General features: G+C 61.8%; 18 protein-coding genes, 2 tRNA genes and 3 rRNA genes. 7 read left to right on the forward strand and 16 right to left on the reverse strand.

From position 1 onward, the window contains the following. Nucleotides 1–132: 132 nt before the first annotated feature. Nucleotides 133–756 carry a 2-polyprenyl-3-methyl-6-methoxy-1,4-benzoquinone monooxygenase gene (gene coq7 / locus K6G35_RS14120; protein WP_008650278.1) on the reverse strand — a complete coding sequence of 208 codons (624 nt, stop codon included), beginning with the start codon at nucleotides 754–756 and terminating at the stop codon, nucleotides 133–135. 350 nt (nucleotides 757–1,106) lie between these two features. On the opposite strand from coq7, the gene K6G35_RS14125 reads away from it, so the two are divergent. The 4 genes from K6G35_RS14125 to K6G35_RS14140 all read left to right on the forward strand — a co-directional run bounded on the left by K6G35_RS14125 (nucleotide 1,107) and on the right by K6G35_RS14140 (nucleotide 4,499). Further along, on the forward strand, nucleotides 1,107–2,294 hold the full coding sequence (locus K6G35_RS14125) for a porin (protein WP_008650276.1): 1,188 nt from the start codon (nucleotides 1,107–1,109) through the stop codon (nucleotides 2,292–2,294). Nucleotides 2,295–2,465: 171 nt separating this feature from the next. Continuing rightward, nucleotides 2,466–3,467 (forward strand): tripartite tricarboxylate transporter substrate binding protein, encoded by a 1,002-nt coding sequence (locus K6G35_RS14130; protein WP_186424717.1) that lies wholly within the window; start codon nucleotides 2,466–2,468, stop codon nucleotides 3,465–3,467. A gap of 67 nt (nucleotides 3,468–3,534) precedes the next feature. Then, nucleotides 3,535–4,041 carry a MarR family winged helix-turn-helix transcriptional regulator gene (locus K6G35_RS14135; protein ID WP_011517628.1) on the forward strand — a complete coding sequence of 169 codons (507 nt, stop codon included), beginning with the start codon at nucleotides 3,535–3,537 and terminating at the stop codon, nucleotides 4,039–4,041. Next, nucleotides 4,038–4,499 (forward strand): hypothetical protein, encoded by a 462-nt coding sequence (locus K6G35_RS14140; protein WP_008651110.1) that lies wholly within the window; start codon nucleotides 4,038–4,040, stop codon nucleotides 4,497–4,499. The genes K6G35_RS14135 and K6G35_RS14140 overlap by 4 nt, the downstream gene beginning before the upstream one ends. A 16-nt stretch (nucleotides 4,500–4,515) precedes the next feature. Here K6G35_RS14140 and K6G35_RS14145 read toward each other — a convergent pair whose 3' ends face one another. The 4 genes from K6G35_RS14145 to K6G35_RS14160 form a co-directional block, all read right to left on the reverse strand. Next, complete coding sequence (locus K6G35_RS14145) at nucleotides 4,516–6,198, reverse strand: long-chain fatty acid--CoA ligase (protein ID WP_008651112.1); 1,683 nt, start codon at nucleotides 6,196–6,198, stop codon at nucleotides 4,516–4,518. Between the two features lie 181 nt (nucleotides 6,199–6,379). Further along, the gene (locus tag K6G35_RS14150) at nucleotides 6,380–7,045 is read right to left on the reverse strand and encodes a TetR/AcrR family transcriptional regulator (protein WP_495675866.1); all 666 of its coding nucleotides are present in this window, start codon (nucleotides 7,043–7,045) and stop codon (nucleotides 6,380–6,382) included. A gap of 65 nt (nucleotides 7,046–7,110) precedes the next feature. Then, nucleotides 7,111–8,268, reverse strand: a complete 1,158-nt coding sequence (locus K6G35_RS14155) for an aminopeptidase (RefSeq protein WP_035884322.1) — start codon at nucleotides 8,266–8,268, stop codon at nucleotides 7,111–7,113. Continuing rightward, nucleotides 8,265–10,376: a molybdopterin-containing oxidoreductase family protein gene (locus K6G35_RS14160; protein ID WP_495675867.1), complete on the reverse strand. Its 2,112-nt coding sequence runs from the start codon at nucleotides 10,374–10,376 to the stop codon at nucleotides 8,265–8,267. The genes K6G35_RS14155 and K6G35_RS14160 overlap by 4 nt, the downstream gene beginning before the upstream one ends. Before the next feature lie 320 nt (nucleotides 10,377–10,696). Here K6G35_RS14160 and K6G35_RS14165 point away from each other — a divergent pair, with 320 nt between their 5' ends. Continuing rightward, on the forward strand, nucleotides 10,697–11,893 hold the full coding sequence (locus K6G35_RS14165; protein ID WP_495675868.1) for an ABC transporter substrate-binding protein: 1,197 nt from the start codon (nucleotides 10,697–10,699) through the stop codon (nucleotides 11,891–11,893). A gap of 68 nt (nucleotides 11,894–11,961) precedes the next feature. Here K6G35_RS14165 and K6G35_RS14170 read toward each other — a convergent pair whose 3' ends face one another. The 5 genes from K6G35_RS14170 to K6G35_RS14190 form a co-directional block, all read right to left on the reverse strand. After that, nucleotides 11,962–13,011, reverse strand: coding sequence for an ABC transporter ATP-binding protein (locus K6G35_RS14170; protein WP_495676355.1), 1,050 nt, complete (start codon nucleotides 13,009–13,011; stop codon nucleotides 11,962–11,964). A gap of 11 nt (nucleotides 13,012–13,022) precedes the next feature. Continuing rightward, on the reverse strand, nucleotides 13,023–14,021 hold the full coding sequence (locus K6G35_RS14175) for an ABC transporter ATP-binding protein (protein WP_008651127.1): 999 nt from the start codon (nucleotides 14,019–14,021) through the stop codon (nucleotides 13,023–13,025). 16 nt (nucleotides 14,022–14,037) lie between these two features. Beyond that, nucleotides 14,038–14,967, reverse strand: a complete 930-nt coding sequence (locus K6G35_RS14180) for an ABC transporter permease (protein ID WP_186424712.1) — start codon at nucleotides 14,965–14,967, stop codon at nucleotides 14,038–14,040. 3 nt (nucleotides 14,968–14,970) lie between these two features. Then, the gene (locus tag K6G35_RS14185; RefSeq protein ID WP_008651130.1) at nucleotides 14,971–15,948 is read right to left on the reverse strand and encodes an ABC transporter permease; all 978 of its coding nucleotides are present in this window, start codon (nucleotides 15,946–15,948) and stop codon (nucleotides 14,971–14,973) included. A gap of 154 nt (nucleotides 15,949–16,102) precedes the next feature. Continuing rightward, nucleotides 16,103–17,710, reverse strand: a complete 1,608-nt coding sequence (locus K6G35_RS14190) for an ABC transporter substrate-binding protein (protein ID WP_008651132.1) — start codon at nucleotides 17,708–17,710, stop codon at nucleotides 16,103–16,105. 403 nt (nucleotides 17,711–18,113) lie between these two features. Between K6G35_RS14190 and K6G35_RS14195 the strand changes: the two genes are divergently transcribed. Both K6G35_RS14195 and K6G35_RS14200 read left to right on the forward strand, forming a co-directional pair. Further along, nucleotides 18,114–19,307, forward strand: a complete 1,194-nt coding sequence (locus tag K6G35_RS14195; RefSeq protein ID WP_008651136.1) for a M20 aminoacylase family protein — start codon at nucleotides 18,114–18,116, stop codon at nucleotides 19,305–19,307. Between the two features lie 40 nt (nucleotides 19,308–19,347). Further along, nucleotides 19,348–20,373, forward strand: a complete 1,026-nt coding sequence (locus tag K6G35_RS14200; protein WP_495675869.1) for a DUF2891 domain-containing protein — start codon at nucleotides 19,348–19,350, stop codon at nucleotides 20,371–20,373. Between the two features lie 6 nt (nucleotides 20,374–20,379). On the opposite strand, the gene K6G35_RS14205 is transcribed toward K6G35_RS14200, so the two are convergent. The 6 genes from K6G35_RS14205 to K6G35_RS14230 all read right to left on the reverse strand — a co-directional run bounded on the left by K6G35_RS14205 (nucleotide 20,380) and on the right by K6G35_RS14230 (nucleotide 26,712). After that, nucleotides 20,380–21,300, reverse strand: coding sequence for a DUF3047 domain-containing protein (locus tag K6G35_RS14205; RefSeq protein WP_495675870.1), 921 nt, complete (start codon nucleotides 21,298–21,300; stop codon nucleotides 20,380–20,382). Between the two features lie 261 nt (nucleotides 21,301–21,561). Then, nucleotides 21,562–21,675, reverse strand: a 5S ribosomal RNA gene (gene rrf / locus K6G35_RS14210). Nucleotides 21,676–21,793: 118 nt separating this feature from the next. Then, nucleotides 21,794–24,672, reverse strand: a 23S ribosomal RNA gene (locus K6G35_RS14215). A gap of 281 nt (nucleotides 24,673–24,953) precedes the next feature. Next, nucleotides 24,954–25,029 (reverse strand) — tRNA-Ala (locus K6G35_RS14220). Between the two features lie 11 nt (nucleotides 25,030–25,040). Beyond that, nucleotides 25,041–25,117: transfer RNA gene (locus tag K6G35_RS14225), tRNA-Ile, on the reverse strand. A 63-nt stretch (nucleotides 25,118–25,180) separates the two neighbouring features. Further along, nucleotides 25,181–26,712, reverse strand: a 16S ribosomal RNA gene (locus tag K6G35_RS14230). The 16S, 23S and 5S rRNA genes sit together here with 2 tRNA genes alongside, the layout of an rRNA operon. Between the last annotated feature and the right edge of the window lie 75 nt (nucleotides 26,713–26,787).

The raw sequence follows: 26,787 nt of genomic DNA on the forward strand, positions 1-26,787 counted from the left end.
TACAACGTTTTGCTGTCAGCCCCTGTCAGGCAAGGGCTCAGGGGACTTTTCCACAACCACCACAGGCAGGTCCGCGACCCATCGCGAATTGGATCGCGACGAAGCGCTTCGAGACGCGCCGATCCTTATCGATCAGATGCGGTAGGCGGTGGTGGTCATGACGCGCGATGCGACTTGCATCAATGCGCGAACTGGTCCCGGCAGTGGGATACCCCCTGCGTTCCTCGCGGCATCGCCGTGGCGGACCTCGTCGTCGCGCATTTGTTCGAGGATTGCGCGCGAGCGGCTGTCCGTGGTGGGCAGGCGGTCGAGGTGGCTGGTCAGATGATGCTCGACCTGACGCTCAGTCTCGGCCACGAAGCCAAGGCTGACCTTGTCGCCGGCGCGTCCCGCCAGAACGCCGATCGCGAACGCGCCGGCATACCAGACGGGATTCAGCAGGCTCGGACGCGAGCCCAGTTCACGCAGGCGGTCCGCGCACCAGGCCAGATGATCCTCTTCCTCTTTGGCGGCAGCATCCATCTGCGCGCGCACGGCCGGCGTTCGCGCGGTCAGCTTCTGCGCCTGGTAGAGGGCCTGGGCGCAAACCTCTCCAACATGATTGATGCGCATGAGGCCGGATACGTGGCGACGCTCCTCGGGGTTCATCTGCTCCGTTTCCGGAGCCAGCCTGTCTGCAGGGTTGGCGCGCTCCGCGCGGGTCGCACCGGCAATCGCGCGCAACGCGACATCGAATTCTCGGATCAACGTATCCATGTCTGTCTAGGGATGGTCTGCGCGCATATCGAACCTTCGCCCCACTGAAGAGGTAGGTCGCACCAAACGCGCCTTCGGGAATTCCCCCATTGTACCCGCGCGACCCGCGCGAGGCCCGCAACATCGCCCGCAACGCCGCGTCTGTGCTGGCATCTGTCGCTTACAGGTACTTAAAAACCCTGAGTTGTGAAAACCAGACAAGACGTTTACCACAGGGTCAAAAGAAGTGCTCTTTTGTTAGAGTGGTCGGCAGCTTCCAAGGAAGTCAAGTGCGGAAGGGTGTAGAGGGCTGACTTATGGAGGTCCCTTCCGGGCTTTATCTAATAATTCTTAAGTGGAGATCACCCAGCATGAAAAAGTCGCTTCTCGCGCTTGCCGCGATGAGCGCGTTTGCCACTGCGGCAAATGCGCAATCGAGCGTGACCCTTTATGGTGTCGTGGACTTGCCGATCGAATACACGAACCACCTGGCACCGGGCCTGGGCGCCCCTAACGCCAGCGGCGTTCCTCAAGCGGCGCCGGGCGGCGGCAGCCGTGTTGGTCTGTCTGGCGGCGGCGGCCTGTCCGGCTCGCGTTGGGGCCTGCGTGGCACCGAAGATCTGGGCGGCGGCCTGAAGGCACTGTTCGTGCTGGAAAGCGGCTTTGGCCTTGACGATGGCAAGTCGCAGCAAGGCGGCCGCCTCTTCGGTCGTCAGGCATTCGTGGGTCTGCAAAGCGATACGCTGGGTCGCGTGACCTTCGGTCGCCAGTACACCACGATGTTCGACATGTTCGCGAACTTCTCGCCGACCGGCTACGCGACGCTGTATGAACCGGTGGTGGCCCAACTGGGTACGAACTTCCGCTCGGACAACACGGCCAAGTACACCGCCGTGATCGGCCCAGTCACCGCCGAGGCGCACTGGAGCTTCGGCACGGGCGTCGGCGCGATCGGCACGACCCCGCTGGCCGGCGGCGGTGCTGGCGAAGTGCCGGGCAACTTCAACAACAACGCAGGCGGTGGCGCTGGCGTGCTGTACATGAGCGGCCCCCTTGGCCTGACGGTTGCCTATGACGAATGGCGTCCGGCGGTCAACATTGGCTCGCCTGGCCGGTCGCGCAAGATCGGCGCAGCCGGTAGCTACACGTATGGCCCGGCCAAGCTGATGGCTGGTTACCGCTATGGCCGTACCACGGACAGCAGCGGCAACGAACTGATCCGCGACAACTACTACTGGATCGGCTTGAACTATCAGGTCAGCGCTCCGCTGGGTCTGACGCTGGCCTACTTCTACGACGACGTCACGCAGCTGCGCGCCCCTGCCGGGGTTGGCCAGGCCGCCCTGCCGTCGAACAATCCCGCCAACCCGTGGCAGATCAGCTTCGTGGCCGACTACAACTTCTCGAAGCGCACCGACGTCTACCTGACGATGGCCTACGCGAAGAACTCGGGCCTGAACTTCGACACGTCGGCGGTCAGCTTCGCCAACGGCTACTACCTGCAGCAAGGCGCCAACAGCCAGGTCGGCGTGGCCCTGGGTATTCGCCACAAGTTCTGATCGAACCGATTCATCGTTCCTTTCAAGGCGCCCACGGGCGCCTTTTTTCTTGCCAGATGCGAGACACGCATAAGGGCTTCACCCCATCCGCCAGGTGGCGGACACCAGACTAGAATGGCTCCGAGACCGGGACAACCGGCCATTAGCCGGCCCTTATACGGAGACCTCGCCATGTCACACCCACGCCGGCGCACTGTCGCGCTGCTGCTTTCGATTGCCCTGAGCCCGCTGGCGGCCGCTTCGGCCCATGCAGCCGACGCCTATCCCACCAAGCCGATCCGTCTGGTCGTGCCATTCCCGGCCGGCGGCACCACTGACATCCTGGCGCGCGCAGTCTCTGCCGAATTGTCGAAGCTGCCCGGCTGGAACGTGGTGGTCGACAACAAACCCGGCGCCGGCGGCAATATCGGCTCGGACATCGTCGCTAAGTCGGCGCCGGACGGCTACACGCTGCTGATGGGCACCGTAGGGACGCACGGCATCAACCAGTCGCTGTACGGCAAGCTGCCGTACGACCCGATCAAGGACTTCGCGCCGATCACCGAGGTGGCGTCGGTACCCAATGTGCTGGAGGTGAACCCCGCCTTCGCGCAACAGAACAAGATCAATACCGTCAACGATCTCATTGCCTACGCACGGGCTAATCCTGGCAAGCTGAACATGGCATCGAGCGGCAACGGCACGTCGATCCACCTGGCCGGCGAGCTGTTCAAGACCCAGACCAAGACCTACATGGTCCACTTCCCGTACCGCGGCAGCGGCCCCGCGCTGACCGACATGACGGGCGGCACGATGCAGGTGATGTTCGACAACCTGCCTTCCTCCATGGCGCTGATCAAGGCCGGCAAGCTCAAGGCGCTGGCCGTGACCAGCGCCAAGCCGTCGCCGGCGCTGCCCGGCGTGCCCACCGTGGCGGCCGCGGCGAACCTGCCGAACTATGAGGCCAGTTCGTGGTTCGGGCTGCTGGCACCGGCTGGCACGTCGCCGGAGATCATCCATCGCATCCAGCAGGAAGTCGCCAAGAGCCTGAGCACCCCTGCCGTGCGCGACCGAATGATGGCCCAGGGCGCCGATCCGGTCGGCAACACACCCGACCAGTTCGCCGCTCTCATCCGCGCCGAGCACATCAAATGGGCCAAGGTGGTCAAGGATTCCGGCGCAAAGGTCGACTGACGACAACCGATCGTGGCCGGGCAAGGCATATACTTGAAATATCAAGTTTTCGCCTGCCCTAACCACGATGCCCAATCCTTCCTCCGCCAGCAATACCGACGAGCCGGCGCCGGTCGATCTGGAGACCAGCGCTGGCGACTCGGAGCATGAGGCGCTGCGCCTCTGGCTGCGCCTGCTGACCTGCACGAACCTGATCGAGGGCGACATCCGTTCGCGGCTACGTCAGGATTTCGCGGTCACCTTGCCCCGCTTCGATCTGATGTCGCAGCTCGATCGGCATCCTGAGGGCCTCAAGATGGGCGAGTTGTCTCGCCGCATGATGGTGACCGGTGGCAATGTCACAGGCATCACCGACCAGTTGCAGCAGGAAGGCCTGGTCACGCGCGAGGCGCTGCCCACCGATCGCCGCGCCTATCTGATCCGCCTGACGCCTGCCGGCCGGGCAGCGTTCTCCAGCATGGCGCGCGCGCACGAGGGATGGATCGAGCAATTGTTCTCCGGCCTGGCCGAAACCGATCGCCGCGCGCTGTTCCGGCTGCTCGGCCGCCTCAAGACCAGCCTGCCCACGTCATGACCCAGTTACTGTCTCGTCCGCTGCAACTCATCGGGATCTTGTCCACCGCGTGCGTCGTGGCGGCATGTGCCTCCTCGACGCCTTCGGGCCCGCAGATCACCCCGGTGAACGCGACGGTCAAGCTCGGACGCGTCACCGAAAAGACGTTCCTGACGCGGATCGACGTCGCGAATCCGACCGACAGCGGCTACGGCGTCGGTGTGGGAGCCGCCGGTGTTGGCGGCGGTGGTGGCGGTGGCGGCGTTGGCGTGGGATTCTCGATGGATCTGACACGCCTGTTCAACCGGCAGCCGCCTCAGCAGATGGATCTCTACCAGTACAAGGTACGGACTGCCGATGGCACCGTGGCGCAGGTGAATGCGCCGGCGGCGCCGGGACTGGAGCCCGGCGCGTGTGTGCGGCTGATCTATCCGGACGGATCGACACAACCGCAGATGGCGCCGTCAAACGAGTGTTGAGGCGCCAGATCCTGCGTCAGGCTGCCTTGCGGCTATCGCGCAGTTCGCGGCGCAGGATCTTGCCGACGTTGGTCTTCGGCAGTTCGGTACGGAACTCGACGTACTTGGGGCGCTTGTAGCCGGTCAGGCGTTCCTTGCAGAACGCAATCACGTCGGCCTCGGACAACGCCGGGTCCTTCTTGACCACGAACAGCTTCACCACCTCGCCCGAGTGCTGGTCCGGCACGCCCACGGCGGCGACTTCCAGCACGCCCGGGCATTCCGCTACCACGCCTTCCACTTCGTTCGGATACACATTGAAGCCCGACACCAGAATCATGTCCTTCTTGCGATCGACGATCTTGGTATAGCCGCGCTCGTCCATCACGCCAATGTCGCCCGTCTTGAAGAAGCCGTCGGCGGTCATGACCTTGGCGGTCTCGTCGGGGCGATTCCAGTAGCCGGCCATCACCTGCGGCCCGCGCAGGCAGATTTCGCCCGGCTGGCCGAGCGGCAGTTCGTTGCCGTCGTCGTCGCGGATCGACACGTCGGTCGACGGCAGCGGCAGACCAATCGTGCCGGAGAACGCATCGGTATCGGTCGGATTGCAGGTGGCCGACGGCGAGGTTTCGGACAGGCCGTAGCCTTCGATGATCGGGCAGCCCGTCTTCGCCAGCCAGTTCTTGGCCACGGCTTCCTGCACGGCCATGCCGCCGCCATTGGCCACGCGCAGGCCCGAGAAATCGATCTTGGCGAAGTCCGGATGATTCAGCAGCGCGTTGTAGAGCGTGTTCACGGCCGGGAACATGTGGAACTTGTACTTCTGCAGTTCCTTGATGAAGCCCGGGATATCGCGCGGATTCGGGATCAGGATGCTCAGGCCACCGCTGCGCATCCCCAGCAGGCAGCAGACGGTCAGCGCGAAGATGTGGTACAGCGGCAGCGCGGTGATGGTGACCACCTGGTCGATAGGCGCGCCCTTGGCCAGCGCCGGCTGCATCCACGCTTCGGACTGCAGCACGTTGGCCACGATGTTCCGATGCAGCAACGTGGCCCCCTTCGACACGCCGGTGGTCCCGCCCGTGTACTGCAGGAACGCCACGTCATCGGGACCGGTATTGACCGGCTTCAGCGTCATCTTGCGGCCTTCGGCCAGTACGTCCTTGAAGCGCACGCAGTGGGGCAGTTCCCAGGCCGGCACCATCTTCTTGACGTTACGGACCACGAAATTGACGATCGCGCCCTTCACCGTACCGAGCAGGTCGCCCATGCTGGCCACCACGACGTGTTTGACCGGCGTGGCCGACAGCACGGCCTGCAGCGTCGATGCGAAGTTCTCGAGGATGACGATCGCCTCTGCGCCGCTGTCCTTGAGCTGGTGCTCGAGTTCACGCGGCGTGTAGAGCGGATTGACGTTGACCACCACGTAGCCGGCCCGCAGCACGGCCGCCAGCACCACCGGATACTGCAGCACGTTCGGCATCATGATCGCAACGCGCGCGCCGGGGCGCAGGCCCCGCGACTGCAGCCACGCGGCGAAGGCGTGAGAAAGCTGATCGAGTTCGCCGTAGGTCATCGCATGGTCCATGCAGATGAATGCCCGGCGATCGGCATAGGTACGGAACGATTCCTCGAGCAACTGGGCCAGTGAACGGAACTGGCTGGCGTCGATCTCTGCTGGCACGCCTGCCGGATAGTTTTTCAGCCACAGCTTTTCCATACCGTCTCCTGAATTTCTGAATGGTCGTTCGATTTTTTCGCAATGCTAAACGCGCGATGCTATCGAGACAACACGTTAGACGAAGTCCTCCACGAATACGACCGTGAAATCATGGATTATGCGTCACCCAATAAGATGACCAAGGGAATACCCTGACGGCCTCAACCGGCTTTGACTGCGGTCAATTCGGCAGGACCAGTTTCATCATGTTCCTGGCCAACTCCTGCGCCAGCGTCTCTGGGTCCATGCGTCCCGGCTCGTGCCAGGTGTACATGAATCCAATCACGCCGCCCATGGAATGCGCGGTCACGCGCGCATCGCCAAACTCGAACACGCCCGCCTCACGTCCTTCTTCCAGAAGCGCGTACAGGTCGCGATAGAAATCGCGCGCCATGGTGTTGAGCCAGTCCACCGTGTCCGGCCTCAGGTACTGGTTGTCGCGGAAGCTCAGGGCGGCGGCCACATGGCAGCGGACGCAGCGTCGCGCCATTTCCAGCAGGCAGGCGCTCAGCCGCTCGCGAACCGGCAGCGCCGGGTCAGCGGTCTCGCGGATCACCGTCAGACAGGTCTGTGCCGACTCGCGACACAGGATGTCGAAGATCTCGTATTTGTCAGCGAAGTAGTAATAGACGGCGGGCTTGGTCACGCCGAGCGCCCGGCACAGATCGTTCATCGTCATGCCTGGGTAGCCCTTCGTGTAGAAGAGCTGGCCCGCCGCGTCGAGAATCTGGCGGCGACGCGCTTCCTGACGTTCGGCGACGTGCGCGCGCGCAGGGCCGCCTTCTGCCAGCGTGGTGGCTTCGGTGGCACGAGGCGTATGGCCGGTTCTTTTGAGGGCGCGAGGCATGTCGGCCATTCTCGCACGGCCCGTGCGCACCACCATTGGGAAACTCCCGCGATTGACCTCTGCGGCTACTGCCCCTGGCTGGTAGCGGATGTCTGACTGCCGGCGTCCGTCGCACGCAAGGCGGTCAGCGGCTTCACCTCGGTGGCGGGCGGCGCCAGCTTGCGCAAAGCCGCGTCGCGCTCTGCCGGTGGGAGATCGCCGATCTTGCGCGCGGCTGCGTAGAAGCGCTCCCAGTCACCATCACATTGCGCCAGTAACGCGGCAAAAGCCGGCACCCATTGCTGATACGTGGCGACAGCGGCGAGATGGGCGTTGGTCAGTGGCTGCTCGAACCATCGGTCATAGCCACTGTAGCCGCCCCACTCGTCCTTCTTGAGGTTCGCGTACGTCTGGCGCAGTTCGTCGAAGATGCGCGCCTTGCCTTGCCGCTTGGCGCCATCGTCGAGCGGCGAATGGTAAAGCTCGACCAGTTGTTCGCGCGCGCCCAGCAGCATGGTGCGGAACTGGCGCCGCCGCTTGTCGTAGATCTGATAGCTGGCGCGCACCTCGGGCGATCCTTCCTGCGCGAGCCAGCGTTCGACGCCGGCCGTCTCCACCGCCGTGGCAAACGATTCGTTGAACGCCGTGTCGTTGCGCACGTAGACCACCTGATGCGCCAACTCGTGGAAGATCAGCCGCGCCAGTTCGCCTTCGGGCAGGTAGACGAAGGTGTTGAGCAGCGGGTCGTCGAAGTAGCCAAGCGTGGAATACGCGGGGATGCCGGCCACATAGGCCTCCAGCCCGTCACGGCGCAGCCCCAGTGCGTAGTGGTCGGCAGCTTTCTGGTCGTAATAGCCCCGATAGGTGATGCAACCGACGATTGGAAAGCACCACTTGCGCAGATCCATCGACAGCTCGGGCGTGGCGAACACGCTCCACACCACATAGGGACGATGCAGGTTGGCGTAGCGGCGATAGCTGCCGTTGTCAGGCAGCTTCAACTCGCGCGAGGCGTAGTCGCGGATCTCGCGGGCCAGCGTCAGACGCTGAGCCAGGCGCGCATCGTGGGCGTCATTGGCCGTGGCAATGGCATCGTCGATCGGTTGTGCCTGCGCCATCACGCCGAGATGGCCGCCGATCGACTGATAGTAGTAGCCGAGTGTGTCGCAACCGGCCACCAGCAACGCCGCGCCGAGCACCGCCAGGGCACTCGCCAGGCGCCGGCGGGCCGGCCAGCGGATCATGATGCCAGCGCCTCGGCGGGCACCGGCACCGGCTCCACTTCGACCAGGCAATCGTAGAACACCGGCGCGCGCCCCAGGTCCGTCAATCGCTGGCTGGTCAGTTCGTTGGCGTTCTTGCCATCCGGCGCGAGCTTCTTCCACCAGATCGACAAGCCGACGACCAGCCCTTGTCGGGCTCGGTCGGTCACTCGGGCACGCGCTTGCATGCTGCCGCGATCGTTGAAGGCACGGACCAGCGCGCCATTGGCAATGCCACGCGCCGCGGCGTCGAGCGGATGGATGTCGAGATGCGGCTCGCCTTCGGTGGCGCGCAGGCTGTCGACATTGACGAACGTGCTGTTGAGGAAGTTGCGTGCCGGCGGCGAGATCATCGCCAGCGGGTAACGCGCGAACAGTTCGGGGGCCGACGAAGGCGCTTCGTAAGGCGGCACGTAGGCGGGGACGGGATCAAGCCCCTCGCGCGCCATCGTCTCCGAATAGAACTCGCACTTGCCCGATGCCGACGGGAAGCCGCCCTCGGCGAACGGCGCCTTGGCGATATTCAGTTTCTGCCAGCCCCGGGCCTTGAGGGAATCCCAGCTAATACCCGCCGCGCGCTTGTCGTCACGCAGGACGGCCTGCGATGCGATCGCCTCGTCGCTGTCGGCAAAGCAGGACTCCGTGAATCCCATGCGCGCGGCCAGCCGGCGGAAGATCTCGGTGTTCGGCAGCGCCTGCCCGAGCGGCTCCACCGCCTGGTTGTTCGCCAGGAAGTAAGTGTGGCCGTAGGCCTTGTGCACATCAACGTGCTCGAGCTGCGTCGTGGCAGGCAGCACGATATCGGCGTAATCGGCCGTATCGGTCCGGAAGTGCTCCAGTACTACCGTGAACAGGTCGTCGCGTCCAAACCCGGCTGCCACCTTCCCCGATTCCGGCGCCACTGCCACGGGGTTGCTGTTGTAGACCACCACGGCTTCGATCTTCGGGCCGTTGCCGGTGGTGCCGTCGTCCAGCAGCGCGTCGCCGATCGTGCTCATGTTGATCGTGCGCGGCAGGTTCGGCCAGCCAGGCAGCAGGTCGGGCCGTTGCAGCGCCGCGTTGTCGACCGGGAAGAAGCCCGACGTCGACAACAGCAGGCCGCCTGCGGCCTCGCGCCATGCACCGACCAGCGAAGGCAGGCACGCCACGGCACGCACCGCCTGGCCGCCACCGTGCACGCGCTGCATCCCGTAATTCAGGCGGATCGCCACCGGCTGGCGCTCGCGCACGGCGAGTTTGCCGTACAGCCCGGCGAGCCACTCGATGTCATCGACCGGAATCCCGCAGATCCGCGCCGCCGTTTCCGGCGAAAACTGCATCGCCCGTTCGCGCAGCGCGTCGAAGCCAACGGTATGGCGGGCGACGTAGTCGTGGTCGATCAGGTCGTCGCGAATCAGCACATGCATCATCGCCAGCGCCAGCGCGGCGTCGGTGCCCGGCATCGGCGCGATATGACGATGGCATTTCTCCGCCGTCAGCGAGCGGTACGGGTCGATCGCCACCAGCGTCGCGCCACGGCGCTTGGCTTCCTGGGCGCGCGTCCAGAAATGCAGGTTCGACGTAATCGGATTGCTGCCCCAGATAATGACCAGCTTCGCGTCGACCACCTGCTCCATATCCATGCCGACGCTCGCGCCGTAGGTATGGCGCAGGGCCGTGGCGCCCGCACTGGCGCAGATCGTGCGATCGAGCAGCGAGGCGCCGAGCTTGTGGAAGAAGCGCGCGGCCATGCTCTCGCCCTGTACCAGGCCCATCGTGCCAGCGTAGCTGTAGGGAACGATCGCCTCGGGATTCCGGGCGGCGATCGATGACAGCCGCCCCGCAATTTCGTCGAGCGCCTCGTCCCACGAAATTGGCTCGAACCGGCCCTCGCCCTTCTTGCCGACGCGCCGCAGCGGGGTCAACAGCCGGTCCGGGTGATAGGTGCGTTCGGTATAGCGCGAAACCTTGGTGCAGAGCACCCCCTGGGTGCCCGGATGCTCGGGGTCTCCGGCGACCTTGATCGCCCTGCCGTCCTCGACGGTGACGAGCAGTGCACAGGTATCGGGGCAATCGTGGGGGCAGGCGGCGCGGACGATGCGGGTGGCCATGGCGGTATCGGCAGGCAGATAACTTCAGTGGGGCGCCCGGTGTGGGCAATGAAGTACGGCGAACGGGCCAGCGTCAGGGCGAATCGAACTTCGCCTCTTCCATGTTCCGCCATGTGACTGTGGCGCAACGGCCTCGCCAGAACATTCCCAACCGGGAGAAATTGTTTGGCTCCGATTGTATTCGATTATGATGTGCCGGCGCGTTCCGCCCCCTGGGTCGGAAAGAACCCGCAGCGACGTCAGATCGCGAGGGGACGCGGATCCGAGAAGCAACACAGCAGTAACAAGAATGGTTGACGGATTTTTTGACGGGGATTTACATGGTTTTGCAATCTAGGGTCAATCGCCGGACATTTGCCGGCCTGCTGATGGCGTGCGCCATCGGTAGCTGCGGCGTGACTGGCGCCGCCTTTGCCGCCAACACCACGGCTGGCGAAACGGGCGTCACCACCGACACCATCCTGCTGGGCCAGTCGGCCGCGCTGTCCGGCCCCACGGCCGTGCTCGGCAAGCAGATGAACGCCGGCGCCCGCCTCTACTTCGACTACATCAACAAGCAGGGCGGCGTGTTCGGCCGCAAGATCGAGCTCAAGGCGCTCGACGACATGTACGAGCCGGAAGAGGCCGTCAGGAATACGAAGAAGCTGATCGAGGAAGACCGGGTCTTCGCCCTGTTCGGCTACGTGGGCACACCGACCAGCCAGGCCGTGATGCCGCTGGTCAACCAGGCACGCATCCCGTTCTTCGCGCCGTTCACGGGGGCACAGTCGCTGCGCGACCCGCAGAGCCGCTACGTATTCCATGTGCGCGCCGGCTATGAGGAAGAAACCGCCGCGATCGTGCGCCAGATCCGTACCACCGGCCTCAAGCGCATCGTCGTGGTCTTCAATGACGACGCTTACGGCCGTGCCGGCCTCTCCGGCGTCGAGCACGCCATCAAGGCCCTGCCGGCCGACAGCGGCGTGCAACTGGTGGCCCAGGAAAGCGTAATCCGGAACACTGTGGAAATCGGCGATGCCATGCAGACGGCGATGAAGGCCAAGCCGGACGCGGTCGTGCTGATCAGCGCCTACCGCACGGTCGGCGCCTTCGTGAAGGAAGCGCTGCGACGCGGTTACAGCGGGCAGTTCTACAACGTGTCGTTCGTTGGCACCCAGGCGCTGGCCAAGGAAGTGGGGCCGCAGGGCAGCGGCGTGATCATCTCGCAGGTGATGCCACACCCCGGCAACGCCACGCTGCCGGTGGTGCGCGAGTACCTGCGGCTGCTGCAGGCGGCTGGCAAGCAGAACGACTTTGACTACGCCAGCATCGAGGGCTTTATCGCCGCCAAGTCGTTCGTCGAGGGCCTGCGGCGCGCGGGCAAGGACCTGACGCGCGATCGCTTGGTGACGGCGCTGGAAACCATGCGCAACGTCGACCTCGGCGGCTATATCGTCCAGTTCTCGCCCGAGAGCCATGTGGGCTCGAAGTTCGTCGAGATGACGATCATCAACTCGCGGGGCGTGGTGATTCGCTGACGGCCTTTTTTGCTCCCTTTTCTCCCCTCTCCCGCACTGCGTGAGAGGGGGAGAAAACACTCACCCCGTCAGGTCTGATCGTTCAGATGACACGCTGAGAACCTCAACGGCGCGATCTCCTTCAGTGCTGGCTGCTCGGTCTTGCAACGTGGCATCGCGTGCGGGCAGCGCGGATGAAAGTGGCAGCCGGTGGGCGGATTCAGCGGCGACGGAATCTCGCCCCGGATCGCCACGTAAGTCTTCTTGCCAACCTCAAGCTTCGGCGCCTCGGCCAGCAACGCCTGCGTATAGGGATGATTCGGCGCGGCGAACACTTCCTCGGTCGGCGCGGACTCCACCACACGTCCCAGATACATGATCACCACGCGGTCGCTGATGTGCTTGACCACGCCCAGATCATGGCTAATGAACAGGTACGTAAGGTTCAGTTCTTCGCGCAGGCGCATGAACAGGTTCAGGACCTGGGCCTGGATCGATACATCTAGCGCCGCCACCGATTCATCGCAAACCAGGAACTCCGGCTTGACCGCCAACGCGCGCGCAATGCCGATCCGCGCGCGCTGACCGCCCGAGAATTGGTGCGGGAAGCGGCGCAGCACGGTCGGATCCATCCCCACGCGCACGAGCATGTCTTCCACATACGCCTTCTGCGCGCCCTTCTCCACCATGCCGTGGACGACAGGCGCCTCGCCGACGATGTCGAGCACGCGCATCCGTGGATTCAGCGACGCGTACGGGTCCTGGAAAATCATCTGGATCGCAAGCTGCTTCTCGCGCTTCCGGTCTGGCGGCAGCCGGTCAAGATCCGTCCCGCGCCAGAATCGCTCCCCTTCGGTCAGCGTGTGCAGGCCCACGGCCATGCGGCCCAGCGTGGACTTGCCGCAGCCCGATTCCCCCACGAGACCAACAACCTCGCCAGTGCGGATCGAGAGATCGACACGATCCACCGCATGAACGATCTCCACGCGCTGCTTCGCGCCGAAGACATTGGCGACTTTCGCCGCGATGTCGAGCGACTTGACGAAGCGCTTGGAGACGCCTCGCAGTTCCAGCAGCGGCGCCGGCGGCATGGCCGTTTCCGCAGCCACGCCGGAGGCCAGGGCGCCCGGGGTATCCATCACGTTCGAGCTCATGCGGCCTCCTGCTGGGCGTGTACCGGATGGAAGCAGCGCAACTGCCTCCCATCTGGCGACAGTTCAAGCGGCGGCTCGGTGGCGCAGATCTCCGTGGCATAGGGGCAGCGCTCGCGAAACGCGCATCCGCTCGGCAGATTCAGCAGCGATGGCGTCATGCCCGGAATCTGTCGCAGCGGCGCACCACGCGGATTGCGCGACGGCGCCGAGTCGATCAGCCCGTGGGTATAAGGGTGCCGGGGAGCTTCGAGCACCTGCCGCACGTCGCCCGATTCGACGATCTTGCCCGCGTACATCACGCAGACCTTGTCGGCCAGCCCCGCCACAACGGAAAGGTCATGAGTGATCCAGATCAGCGCGGTGCCGGATTCGCGGCACAGCGTCTGCATTTCATACAGGATCTGCCCCTGGATCGTGACGTCGAGCGCGGTCGTCGGCTCATCGGCGATGATCAGGTCGGGCTTGTTGAGCAGGGCAATCGCAATCGCCACGCGCTGGCGCATGCCGCCGGAAAACTGATGCGGATAGGCCTGCAGCCGCTCGTCCGGCGAAGGGATGCCGACGCGTGCCAGCGCATTGCGCGCGCGCTCACGCGCGGCGGCCTTGCTGACATCGTCGTGCGCGCGCACGGCTTCGATCATCTGGGTGTCGATGCGCAGGACCGGGTTCAGCGTCATCATCGGGTCCTGAAAGATCATCGCGATCCGGTTGCCGCGCACGTCGCGTTGCTGCGCGGGCGTCAGCGCGCGCAGGTCGCGAGTCACGCCGTCCCGGCTGGTCAGCGCAATGCGGCCTTCGACCACTTTGCCCGGCGGATCGATCAGCCCCATGATCGAATAGCCGGTCATCGACTTGCCCGAGCCCGATTCACCGACCAGGCCCATGATCTCGCCACGGCCAACCGTGAACGACACGTCGTCCACGGCGCGCGCTACGCCGGCTCGGGTAAAGAACTGCGTTTTCAGGTGTTCGACGACCAGGGTCGGTTGCGTCATGTCGGCTCCTGGTCCGTTATTGCGTTTGCAGGCGCGGATTGAGCACATCGCGCAACTGGTCGGCCACGAGGTTCATCGCCACGATTGTGATCACGAGGGCGATGCCCGGGAAGAAGCTGATCCAGTACTTGCCGGACAGCATGTACTGCTGGCCATTGGCGATCAGCATCCCAAGCGACGGCTCGGTAACCGGCACACCAAGCCCCAGGAACGACAGCGTGGCCTCCAGCGTGATGGCCGACGCTACTTGCAGCGCGGCGATAACGATCAGCGGCGGCAGGCAGTTCGGCAGCAGATGGCGGAACATGATGCGCCCCGGCGGCAGGCCCAGGCAGGTGGCCGCCTCGATATATTCCTTGCGCCGCTCGACCAGCGCTGCGCTACGCGTGGTGCGCGCGTAGTAGGCCCACTGCACGGCCACCAGCGCGATGACGATGTTGCCGATGCCGGGACGCAGGAACGCCAGCAGGATCAGCGCCAGCAGGATCGGCGGAAACGAAAGCTGCAGGTCGGCCACGCGCATGATGAAGGCCTCGGTGCGGCCGCCGATGAAGCCCGCAAGCAAGCCGAGCGTGGCACCCAGCAGCAGCGCAATCACGGTGCTGACCACCCCGACGCCCACGCTGATGCGCAGGCCGTACATCACCGCGGAGAGCATGTCGCGGCCCTGTTCGTCGGAGCCCAGCAGGAACGTCATGCCGCTGCCCGCCTGCTCGCCGGGAGCCAGGCGGGCGTCGAGCACGTCCAGGGTCGCGAGGTCGTAGGGATTCTGTGGCGCGAGCCATGGCGCGAATATCGCGATCAGGATGATCAGCCCAAGGATGACCAGCCCAATCATCGCGAGCTTGCTTTCCATGAACTGCCTGGCGAAGCGGCGGAACGGCGTCTGCTCTTTGGCGGTACCGGCCGCCTTGGCCGCGTTTTGCGGTACGGTCGAAGTACTCATGGCTCAGCCCTTGTTGTCGGCAATCCGCACGCGCGGATCGAGCATGCTGTAGAGGATGTCGACCAGCAGGTTGATCAGGATGAACAACGTCACGATCACCATCAGGTAGGCAACGATCACCGGGCGGTCCAGCAACTGAATCGAGTCGATGATGAGCTTGCCCATGCCGGGCCAGGCAAAGATGGACTCCGTGACGATCGCAAAGGCGATGATCGACCCGAACTGCAGCGCGATCACGGTGACGATCGGAATCATGATGTTCTTCAGCACGTGCACCCCGACGATGCGGGTGTTCGACAGGCCCTTGGCGCGCGCGAACTTCACGTAGTCCTGCAGCATCGCCTCCTGCGTGCCGGCGCGTGTCAGACGGATCACCATCGCGATATTCAGCAGCGACAGCGTGACGGCCGGCAGGATCAGGTGGCGGATACCGTCCACGGTCAGAAAGCTCAGCGGCACACCCAGCACGCGCACCGTTTCTCCCCGGCCGTTGGATGGCAGCCATCCAAGCTGTACCGCGAAGACCATGATCAGCATCAGGCCCACCCAGAACGTGGGCAGGGAAAAGCCGAGGATCGACACGGTCATGATCGACTTGCCGGCGATGCCGTTCGGCCGGAGCCCGGCCCACAAGCCCAGCGGAATGCCGAGCACGATCGCCAGCAGGATCGCGCACACGGCCAGCTCCAGCGTGGCGGGCATCCGCTCGAAGATCAGCTTGAGCGCGGGCGTGCCGTGCGCGAACGAGGTGCCGAGGTTACCGTGCAGCGCGTTCTGCAGGAAGATCCAGTATTGCTCCCAAAGCGGCTTGTCGAGACCGAGCGCGGCGATCGTACGTTTGATGTCTTCCTGGTCCGCCTGCGGACTGATCAGGATATCGACCGGATTCCCGATCGCGAAGACGCCAAGAAACACGAGCAGCGACATGACGAGGAGCACAACCACGCTCTGCATCAGCCGCCGGATGATGAAGACCAGCATGTTCTTACCACTATCCTTTCGCTGGCGGCCGCATGCGGCCCGTCAGCGTGTTCGCGGCCCACGGGGGCAGGCGTGGGCGGATTGCCCCGGCTGCATGGGCGCAGTCGGGGCCGCGATCATACCGGAGCCATCAAAGGCCCGCGTGCGGGCAGAATCATTGCGCGCCGGCCGGCTTGAAGTTATGCGCGTATGTCCGTTCGTCGGTACGGGGGATGTACACGATGCCCTTCTGCGTGGCCCACGTGGTCACCTGATGATGGATCGGAATGATGCCATCATCGAGGATGGCGATGGCAGTGGCTTCCTGCAGCAGCTTCGAGCGCTCATTGTCATCCACGGTGGCCAGCGCCTTCTCCAGCACCACATCCATCTTCGGATTGCAGTACTCGCCCCAGTTGGTGGTACCGAAGCCCTTCTTGGAGTCCTCGCAGGCTAGCAGTGCGCGCAGCGGCGAGCTGACCTCACCGGTCTGGGCACCCCAGCCCAGCAGGCCGAACGACCATTCGTGCTTGATCCCCTTCGCCGAGTAGGTGGCCATCGGCATCCCTTCCACCTTGGTGTTGATGCCAATGCGCGTCAGGTTCTGCGCGATGGTCTGCGCGATCTTCTCGTCGTTGACGTACCGGTTGTTCGGCGTATGTAACGTCAACCCGAAGCCATTGGGGTAGCCCGCCTCGGCCAGCATCTTCTTCGCCGCCTCGGGATCGTACTTGACCGTCTTCAGCGCCGGGTTGTAGCCGAACATCGTCGGCGGCACGAGGTTGTTGGTCGGCTCCGACAGCCCTTCCATCAGACGATCCTTGATGCCCTGGCGATTGATGGCCGTGCTGATGGCAAGACGCACGCGCGGGTCCTTGAGCGGATTCTTGTCCATCGCCTGGCCGTCCTTCGTAGTCACGAACGGTGACTTGTCCCGTTTGGCGTCGAAGTACAGATAGATCACCCGATGCGAGATCTTAGAGAAGAACGAAAGCTTGGGATCGTTGCGGACTTTGGGCAGGTCCGGCGTCGGCACGTTCTCGATCGCCTGCACATCGCCCGACAGCAGCGCCGCCAGACGCGTGGCCGGGTTCGGGATGAAGCGCAGCGTCACCTTGTCCCAGGCCGGCTTTGGCCCCCAGTAGTCGGGGTTCTTGACCAGCTCGACGCGATCGTCGCGCGCGTAGCTGACGAACTTGAACGGCCCGGTGCCGATCATGCCCTTGCCCTGCGCAAAGTCGTCGGAAGACAGGCCCTGCGTGGCCTTCTTCTGCACCATGAACACCGCCGTCAGGTCGTTGAGCATCAACGGGTACGGCTGGTTGGTGGTCAGCTGGATCGTGTACTTGTCGATGATCTTCTTGTTGATGATCGCCTTGGTGTACACATCGAACTTGCCCGGGCTGTTGAGGATCGTGGCAGGCCGGTCCAGTGACCAGGCGATGTCCTCGGTGGTCAGTTCCGTGCCGTCATGCCACTTGACGCCCTTGCGGATCTTGAATTCCCAGGTCAGGTTGTTGACGAGCTTCCACGACTCGGCAAGTCCGGGAATAACGCGGCTGTCCGGATCAAGCTTGATCAGGGTCTCGAACACGTGCTCGGACACGTTGATGTTCGAGAACAGGTTGTAGAAATGCGGATCCATCGAGGTCGGTGGCGAACTCATGGCGATCTTCAGATCCACGGCGTGAACTGGCGCGGCCAAACCGAGGCCGAGGGCGCTGGTCAGCAGGACGGTGTTGATCGTCTTGCCGATGGCCTTCCTGATGTGACGAAGGGACATCGCGCGATTCTCCCAGGGGGAAGTCTTGAAATGACGGTTAGGATCAGCCACGTCGATTGCCCGTGCGAAAGGCCGCATTTTGGTGCGACGATTCTGCAAGGCAAGATGCCACGCGGCCGGCCAGGCACTTCAAGCATGAACTGTTCCAGCACTGCAATGGGTACGCCATGCGGGGAAACCCACCCGGTTGGACGCGCTGTCGCAATGCTGCGCCGCGCCACAATCGGACCGTAACTGTTGCATCGGCAATGGCTTGTGGCCGGCACCATGTGAGATCAGACAGGGATCAAGCGGGAATCAGGCGACCCACGACAAGCCGCAGCGCCGCCGCGTTTTGGCGCTTTGTGTACAGGCATCGTATGATCGGGGATATCCAATCGCCCCATCCGCCTGGACTGGCATCATGAAGCTCATCCCCGAAATTCTGCAGGCGCAAGCCGAAATCCGAACCCTCCGACGCGACATCCACGCCCATCCCGAACTCTGCTTCCAGGAGCAGCGCACGTCCGATCTGGTGGCAAAGAGCCTCGAGTCCTGGGGGATCGAAGTCCATCGCGGACTGGGCACGACGGGCCTGGTCGGCGTGATTCGCAACGGCAATAGCGGCCGCACCATCGGCCTGCGCGCGGACATGGATGCGCTGCCGCTGCAGGAGGCCAACACGTTCGGCCATCGCTCCCAACACGAAGGCAAGATGCACGCGTGCGGCCACGACGGCCATACCGCGATGCTGCTGGGCGCGGCCCGCCACCTGGCTGAACATCGCAACTTCGACGGCACGGTTCACGTGATTTTCCAGCCCGCCGAGGAAGGCGGCGGCGGCGCGCGCGAGATGATCAAGGACGGGCTGTTCGACCGTTTCCCATGTGATGCGGTATTCGGCATGCACAACTGGCCCGGCATGCCAGTGGGCACGTTCGGCACCACAGCGGGCCCGCTGATGGCATCGAGCAACGAATTCAAGATCACGGTGCGTGGTAAGGGCGCGCACGCGGCCATGCCGAACAACGGCTGCGACCCGGTGTTCACGGGTGCGCAGATCGTGTCCGCGCTTCAGGGCATCATCACGCGCAACAAGCGCCCGATCGACGCTGCGGTGATCTCCGTCACGCAGTTCCACGCGGGCGACGCCACCAATATCGTGCCGGACTCGGCATGGATCGGCGGCACCGTGAGAACGTTCACGATCCCGGTGCTTGACCTGATCGAGCGCCGCATGGAAGAAGTCGCGCGGGCCGTGGCACAGGCGTTCGATTGCACGATCGAGTTCGAATTCAGCCGCAACTATCCCCCGACCATCAACAGTGCGGCCGAAGCCGAGTTCGCCGTGGGGGTGGCCACCGAGCTGGTGGGCGCATCGAATGTCGATGGCAACGTCGAGCCAACCATGGGTGCCGAGGATTTCTCGTTCATGCTGCAGGCAAAGCCAGGCTGCTACCTGTTTATCGGCAATGGCGAAGGGTCGCACCGCGAAGCTGGCCACGGCATGGGCCCGTGCATGTTGCACAACCCGAGCTATGACTTCAACGATGAACTGCTGCCAATCGGCTCGTCGTTCTTCGTGAAGCTGGTGGAGAAGTGGCTGGCGCCGGCCTGATTCCTGGCGTTTCCTTCCGTACTGAGACAACGGACGCACGATGACGCACACGCACCTGGATGACGCCACGGCGGAGCGGTTTGCCCACGTGGCGCTTGAAAACATCGCGCGTCAATATCCCTATAAGGTCGACCATCTGATGGTGGGCGCCGACGATCTGTCGGCCCCAGCCGTGATGCACCCAGTGTTTTACGGGAGCTACGACTGGCACTCATCGGTGCACATGCACTGGCTGCTCGTACGCGTCCTGTCGCTGCGGCCTGCGCTGCCAGTCGCCGATCGGATTCGTGCTGCCCTGGACAGGCAATTGCGCCCCGAGGCAATTGCGGCTGAGCTGGCGTACTTCGAGCGGCCGGCGTCGCGAACGTTTGAACGGCCGTACGGTTGGGGATGGTTCCTGAGACTACAGGCCGAACTGCGCGCGCTTGGTGCGCACGATGCCCAGGCAGCGAGTTGGGCCACCGCCTGCGCGCCACTGGCCGATCATCTCGCGCAGCGGCTCATCGACTACATCGACATCGCCGACTTTCCCGTTCGTACCGGCACGCATCTCAATAGCGCATTTGCACTCATCATGGCGCTGTTCTATGCCAAGTCCGATCAACATCTTGCATTACGCAAGGCGATCGTGCGACAGGCGCATCGCTGGTTTGGGCATGACCAGCGTTATCCGGCACGCTATGAACCCGGTGGCGACGAGTTTCTATCGGGCGGGTTGGTCGAAGCCGTGCTGATGCGCCACGTCCTGGACGACTGCTCGTTCGGAGACTGGTGGGAGATGTTCTCGCCTGGAGATGCAGAACTGGCGATGTGGCTCACGCCGGTGACCGTCGCAGATCGGACTGATCCGAAGATGTCCCACCTCGATGGCCTGAATCTGTCCCGTGCCTGGTGCTGGCGGGTGCTGGGCCCCGGCCTGCCGCCGGTGCTCCAGCCCCTTGCGATTCGCGCATGGTCGGATCATCTCGAGGCATCGCTGCCCCAGGCCGTCGAAGGGCATTACGTAGCCACACATTGGCTGGCTACGTTCGCCCTGCTGGCCCTTACCGATTCGGCTGTCGGCTGACTTTGGTTATTCGATGCTGATATCGCCGTACCAAGACTCCGCGCGGGTCTTGGTATTGTCGGTGTCGGTCATAAGACCGACGGCAATCACCTTCCCCGGATCGGTGCCGAATGCCTTGCGGTAGTCCGCGCGCAGATCCCGTTCATGGCAGCGCCACTCGCCGGTATGGCGCGTACCTGAGTCGACGATGATCATGCGTACGCGATCGGTGTGGGGGTTATTCACGACGGCACCTGGCGGCAGCCGCCCGCCCCAGATATACATCAGCGTGGCGTACGGCATTTCCCGACCTGTGGTGATGCGCGCCATTTCGTACATCAACTGATCACGTAGCGGCAGCGTGGAGCGATCGCCATCGAAGGCGACGAAGATTCGCAGCGGCGAATCCTCTCGATGGCTGACGCCATTGTCGGCAGTGCGGATGACATCGCGCGTCTTCCACATCCAGCGCAAGGCGCCGGCCTCTCGCTCGACCAGTGGCACGTAGAGCCCCGATGCGGAACTGTCAGCCTCCGCATGAAGCACGAGACGGTGATCGACTTCCGTCAGCGCATAGCGTGTTGGTGTCTTGTTGCGATTGATCTTCCAGGGACGCCACCCGACGGGCATCGGGCTGGCCACATTTGAGGCCGAGAACGGTGGAAGTTGGGAGAGCGCCGGCGGCGTCGTAGGCTCGGAATCGCCGTCGGCCCCGCCTTCGGCATCTGCAGCGCTCTCGCCGGCAAGATTGGCCAGTTCGAGCGAATCCGGAACTACGCCTGATTTTGCATCCATCGGGCGGCTTTTTGCGGCGAACGCCTTGCAATCGCCGTCAGAGACAGCAGCCAGTTTTGATGGATCGACTGTCTGTCTTGATGTTGATGCGCAGCCTGTCAGCATCAATGCACCCACGATCATCGTGAGCGCTGGCCCAAACTTCTTGGCCATGTAACCCCCTGTACCCGTATTGCTTGCCTGCGCCTCAAGAGCCCAATTTGTGAAGCATGGGCACTGTCGATCGCGGCTTTACTGTTGCGGACTACCTTGCGTCAGCAGATTGCCAACGCATGGGGAGAAACATATCAGATGCGTTTTGCCGGAGGAATCCTCCGGTACCCTGAATACAACGGGTAAAGACATGCACGCAACAAAACCGCGCCGCCAAAGCAAAACCCCCAGCTTATAGGGCTGGGGGTTTTGGGTATAAGAGCCTGGCGATGACCTACTTTCACACGGGTAGTCCGCACTATCATCGGCGCGAAGTCGTTTCACGGTCCTGTTCGGGATGGGAAGGAGTGGTTCCAACTTGCTATGGTCACCAGGCATGAGGGGTTGCCGGGCTGACCCGAGGTCAGCGCGGCGAATCTGGGTGTAGTAAAGATTGGGTTGTGTTGCACACCTGGGCACAAGGCGCACTCACCAGGTAAAACACACTGGTTATAGGATCAAGCCTTACGGGCAATTAGTACTGGTTAGCTTAACGCATTACTGCGCTTCCACACCCAGCCTATCAACGTCCTGGTCTCGAACGACCCTTCAAGGAGGTCAAGCCTCCAGGGAATCCTCATCTTCAGGCGAGTTTCCCGCTTAGATGCTTTCAGCGGTTATCTCTTCCGTACATAGCTACCCTGCGATGCCTCTGGCGAGACAACAGGTACACCAGCGGTACGTCCACTCCGGTCCTCTCGTACTAGGAGCAGCCCCCGTCAAGATTCCAACGCCCACGGCAGATAGGGACCAAACTGTCTCACGACGTTTTAAACCCAGCTCACGTACCTCTTTAAATGGCGAACAGCCATACCCTTGGGACCGGCTACAGCCCCAGGATGAGATGAGCCGACATCGAGGTGCCAAACACCGCCGTCGATATGAACTCTTGGGCGGTATCAGCCTGTTATCCCCAGAGTACCTTTTATCCGTTGAGCGATGGCCCTTCCATTCAGAACCACCGGATCACTATGTCCTGCTTTCGCACCTGCTCGACTTGTCAGTCTCGCAGTTAAGCACGCTTTTGCCATTGCACTTTAGGTACGATGTCCGACCGTACCAAGCGTACCTTCGAACTCCTCCGTTACACTTTGGGAGGAGACCGCCCCAGTCAAACTGCCTACCATGCACTGTCCCCGACCCGGATTCACGGGCCAAGGTTAGAACCTCAAACAAACCAGGGTGGTATTTCAAGGACGGCTCCACGTGAACTAGCGTCCACGCTTCAAAGCCTCCCACCTATCCTACACAGATCGGTTCAAAGTCCAATGCAAAGCTACAGTAAAGGTTCATGGGGTCTTTCCGTCTAGCCGCGGGGAGATTGCATCATCACAAACACTTCAACTTCGCTGAGTCTCGGGAGGAGACAGTGTGGCCATCGTTACGCCATTCGTGCAGGTCGGAACTTACCCGACAAGGAATTTCGCTACCTTAGGACCGTTATAGTTACGGCCGCCGTTTACCGGGACTTCAATCAAGAGCTTGCACCCCATCATTTAATCTTCCGGCACCGGGCAGGCGTCACACCCTATACGTCCACTTTCGTGTTTGCAGAGTGCTGTGTTTTTATTAAACAGTCGCAGCCACCATTTTATTGCAACCCCTTCACCCTCCTGGCGCAGGCCAGTCAAGCTACAAGGGCGTACCTTATCCCGAAGTTACGGTACCAATTTGCCGAGTTCCTTCTCCCGAGTTCTCTCAAGCGCCTTAGAATACTCATCTCGCCCACCTGTGTCGGTTTGCGGTACGGTCTCGTATGACTGAAGCTTAGAGGCTTTTCTTGGAACCACTTCCAATTGCTTCGCAGCACTAGGCCGCTCGCCCCACATCCTTGAATTCCGCGCCCGGATTTGCCTAAGCGCCTTCTCCAATGCAGGGACCGGGACTTCCAACACCCGGACAACCTTCCGCGATCCGTCCCCCCATCGCATCATACGACGGTGCAGGAATATTAACCTGCTTCCCATCAGCTACGCATCTCTGCCTCGCCTTAGGGGCCGACTCACCCTACGCCGATGAACGTTGCGTAGGAAACCTTGGGCTTACGGCGAGGGGGCCTTTCACCCCCTTTATCGCTACTCATGTCAGCATTCGCACTTCTGATACCTCCAGCATCCTTTACAAGACACCTTCACAGGCTTACAGAACGCTCTCCTACCACGCACTTGCGTGCGTCCGCAGCTTCGGTGACTGGCTTAGCCCCGTTACATCTTCCGCGCAGGACGACTCGATCAGTGAGCTATTACGCTTTCTTTAAAGGGTGGCTGCTTCTAAGCCAACCTCCTGACTGTTTTAGCCTTCCCACTTCGTTTCCCACTTAGCCAATCTTTGGGACCTTAGCTGGCGGTCTGGGTTGTTTCCCTCTTGACACCGGACGTTAGCACCCGATGTCTGTCTCCCGTGATTGCACTCTTCGGTATTCGGAGTTTGCTATGGCGGGGTAATCAGCAATAGACCCCCCAACCATGACAGTGCTCTACCCCCGAAGGTGAGACACGAGGCACTACCTAAATAGTTTTCGGAGAGAACCAGCTATTTCCAGATTTGTTTAGCCTTTCACCCCTATCCACAGCTCATCCCCTAACTTTTCAACGTTAGTGGGTTCGGTCCTCCAGTACGTGTTACCGCACCTTCAACCTGGCCATGGATAGATCATCTGGTTTCGGGTCTACACCCAGCGACTCAACGCCCTATTCGGACTCGCTTTCGCTACGCCTTCCCTAATCGGTTAAGCTTGCCACTGAATGTAAGTCGCTGACCCATTATACAAAAGGTACGCCGTCACCCGTTTCCAGGCTCCGACTGTTTGTATGCATGCGGTTTCAGGATCTATTTCACTCCCCTCCCGGGGTTCTTTTCGCCTTTCCCTCACGGTACTGGTTCACTATCGGTCGATTACGAGTATTTAGCCTTGGAGGATGGTCCCCCCATCTTCAGACAGGATTTCACGTGTCCCGCCCTACTTGTCGTACACCTAGTTCCACAACGCTGTTTTCGCATACAGGGCTATCACCTGCTATGGCCGGGCTTTCCATCCCGTTCTGCTAACAATGCTGCTAAAGAGTACAAGGCTCTTCCCATTTCGTTCGCCACTACTTTGGGAATCTCGGTTGATTTCTGTTCCTGCAGCTACTTAGATGTTTCAGTTCGCCGCGTTCGCTTCCCTGACCTATGTATTCAGTCAGGGATGACCCATTCGGGCCGGGTTTCCCCATTCGGACATCTCCGGATCAAAGCTCGTTTGCCAGCTCCCCGAAGCTTTTCGCAGGCTACCGCGTCCTTCATCGCCTGTAATCGCCAAGGCATCCACCACATGCACTTGTTCGCTTGACCCTATAACGAGTGTGTCTCTAGGACACGACCGTCATAGGTCTGAGTTCTCGCGTTTGTGCCGTATTCCAAGTCATCTTTCGATCACTTTAAATACATTTTGGTTGATACAATCACAACCCGGTATCGCGTTTGTACTACAGCGTCTCATCAACGCTCGCGACACCTTTACTACATCCCATATTGTTAAAGAACAGCCAGGCTTGACGCCTGTTGGCAACAGCCAAAGACAAACACTCAGGCACCCGCCTGAATTCTTGTCTTTGACTACAACCCCAAGGTACTGGTGGAGGATGACGGGATCGAACCGACGACCCCCTGCTTGCAAAGCAGGTGCTCTCCCAGCTGAGCTAATCCCCCGCGCGATAACTTGGTGGGTCTGGTAGGACTTGAACCTACGACCCCCGCCTTATCAAGACGGTGCTCTAACCACCTGAGCTACAGACCCTTGGCTGTAACAGCAAACAAACCGATAAGTGTGAACGCTTGACTTGTGAACACAAGCCTCTAGAAAGGAGGTGATCCAGCCGCACCTTCCGATACGGCTACCTTGTTACGACTTCACCCCAGTCATGAACCCTGCCGTGGTAATCGCCCTCCTTGCGGTTAGGCTAACTACTTCTGGCAAAACCCACTCCCATGGTGTGACGGGCGGTGTGTACAAGACCCGGGAACGTATTCACCGCGGCATGCTGATCCGCGATTACTAGCGATTCCAGCTTCACGTAGTCGAGTTGCAGACTACGATCCGGACTACGATGCGTTTTCTGGGATTAGCTCCCCCTCGCGGGTTGGCAACCCTCTGTACGCACCATTGTATGACGTGTGAAGCCCTACCCATAAGGGCCATGAGGACTTGACGTCATCCCCACCTTCCTCCGGTTTGTCACCGGCAGTCTCTCTAGAGTGCTCTTGCGTAGCAACTAGAGACAAGGGTTGCGCTCGTTGCGGGACTTAACCCAACATCTCACGACACGAGCTGACGACAGCCATGCAGCACCTGTGTCCACTTTCCCTTTCGGGCACCTAATGCATCTCTGCTTCGTTAGTGGCATGTCAAGGGTAGGTAAGGTTTTTCGCGTTGCATCGAATTAATCCACATCATCCACCGCTTGTGCGGGTCCCCGTCAATTCCTTTGAGTTTTAATCTTGCGACCGTACTCCCCAGGCGGTCAACTTCACGCGTTAGCTACGTTACTGAGAAAATGAATCCCCAACAACTAGTTGACATCGTTTAGGGCGTGGACTACCAGGGTATCTAATCCTGTTTGCTCCCCACGCTTTCGTGCATGAGCGTCAGTCACGTCCCAGGGGGCTGCCTTCGCCATCGGTATTCCTCCACATCTCTACGCATTTCACTGCTACACGTGGAATTCTACCCCCCTCTGACGCACTCTAGCCTTGCAGTCACAAGCGCAATTCCCAGGTTAAGCCCGGGGATTTCACGCCTGTCTTACAAAACCGCCTGCGCACGCTTTACGCCCAGTAATTCCGATTAACGCTCGCACCCTACGTATTACCGCGGCTGCTGGCACGTAGTTAGCCGGTGCTTATTCTTCCGGTACCGTCATCCACGCCAGGTATTAACCAGCGCGATTTCTTTCCGGACAAAAGTGCTTTACAACCCGAAGGCCTTCTTCACACACGCGGCATTGCTGGATCAGGGTTGCCCCCATTGTCCAAAATTCCCCACTGCTGCCTCCCGTAGGAGTCTGGGCCGTGTCTCAGTCCCAGTGTGGCTGATCGTCCTCTCAGACCAGCTACTGATCGTCGCCTTGGTGGGCCTTTACCCCACCAACTAGCTAATCAGACATCGGCCGCTCCTGCTGCGTGAGGCCTTGCGGTCCCCCACTTTCACCCTCAGGTCGTATGCGGTATTAGCTAATCTTTCGACTAGTTATCCCCCACAACAGGGTACGTTCCGATGTATTACTCACCCGTTCGCCACTCGCCGCCAGACCGAAGTCCGCGCTGCCGTTCGACTTGCATGTGTAAGGCATGCCGCCAGCGTTCAATCTGAGCCAGGATCAAACTCTTCAGTTCAATCTCTGTGTGGTGCCGAAGCACCTCGCTCTTTCGAGCGGTCGCTCACTCTCAGAAAACTGACTGGCCAGGCTC

The sequence above is a fragment of the Cupriavidus sp. HY129 genome (assembly GCF_059492215.1).

Excerpts from the sequence above, each read along its gene's own strand:
- K6G35_RS14205 (WP_495675870.1), bottom strand. The coding sequence starts at position 21,300 with ATGGCCAAGAAGTTTGGGCCAGCGCTCACGATGATCGTGGGTGCATTG.
- K6G35_RS14200 (WP_495675869.1), top strand. The coding sequence starts at position 19,348 with ATGACGCACACGCACCTGGATGACGCCACGGCGGAGCGGTTTGCCCAC.
- K6G35_RS14190 (WP_008651132.1), bottom strand. The coding sequence starts at position 17,710 with ATGTCCCTTCGTCACATCAGGAAGGCCATCGGCAAGACGATCAACACC.
- K6G35_RS14130 (WP_186424717.1), top strand. The coding sequence starts at position 2,466 with ATGTCACACCCACGCCGGCGCACTGTCGCGCTGCTGCTTTCGATTGCC.
- K6G35_RS14155 (WP_035884322.1), bottom strand. The coding sequence starts at position 8,268 with ATGATCCGCTGGCCGGCCCGCCGGCGCCTGGCGAGTGCCCTGGCGGTG.
- K6G35_RS14140 (WP_008651110.1), top strand. The coding sequence starts at position 4,038 with ATGACCCAGTTACTGTCTCGTCCGCTGCAACTCATCGGGATCTTGTCC.
- K6G35_RS14170 (WP_495676355.1), bottom strand. The coding sequence starts at position 13,011 with ATGGATACCCCGGGCGCCCTGGCCTCCGGCGTGGCTGCGGAAACGGCC.
- K6G35_RS14180 (WP_186424712.1), bottom strand. The coding sequence starts at position 14,967 with ATGAGTACTTCGACCGTACCGCAAAACGCGGCCAAGGCGGCCGGTACC.
- K6G35_RS14175 (WP_008651127.1), bottom strand. The coding sequence starts at position 14,021 with ATGACGCAACCGACCCTGGTCGTCGAACACCTGAAAACGCAGTTCTTT.
- K6G35_RS14145 (WP_008651112.1), bottom strand. The coding sequence starts at position 6,198 with ATGGAAAAGCTGTGGCTGAAAAACTATCCGGCAGGCGTGCCAGCAGAG.
- K6G35_RS14160 (WP_495675867.1), bottom strand. The coding sequence starts at position 10,376 with ATGGCCACCCGCATCGTCCGCGCCGCCTGCCCCCACGATTGCCCCGAT.
- K6G35_RS14165 (WP_495675868.1), top strand. The coding sequence starts at position 10,697 with ATGGTTTTGCAATCTAGGGTCAATCGCCGGACATTTGCCGGCCTGCTG.
- K6G35_RS14185 (WP_008651130.1), bottom strand. The coding sequence starts at position 15,948 with ATGCTGGTCTTCATCATCCGGCGGCTGATGCAGAGCGTGGTTGTGCTC.
- coq7 (WP_008650278.1), bottom strand. The coding sequence starts at position 756 with ATGGATACGTTGATCCGAGAATTCGATGTCGCGTTGCGCGCGATTGCC.
- K6G35_RS14125 (WP_008650276.1), top strand. The coding sequence starts at position 1,107 with ATGAAAAAGTCGCTTCTCGCGCTTGCCGCGATGAGCGCGTTTGCCACT.
- K6G35_RS14150 (WP_495675866.1), bottom strand. The coding sequence starts at position 7,045 with ATGCCTCGCGCCCTCAAAAGAACCGGCCATACGCCTCGTGCCACCGAA.
- K6G35_RS14135 (WP_011517628.1), top strand. The coding sequence starts at position 3,535 with ATGCCCAATCCTTCCTCCGCCAGCAATACCGACGAGCCGGCGCCGGTC.
- K6G35_RS14195 (WP_008651136.1), top strand. The coding sequence starts at position 18,114 with ATGAAGCTCATCCCCGAAATTCTGCAGGCGCAAGCCGAAATCCGAACC.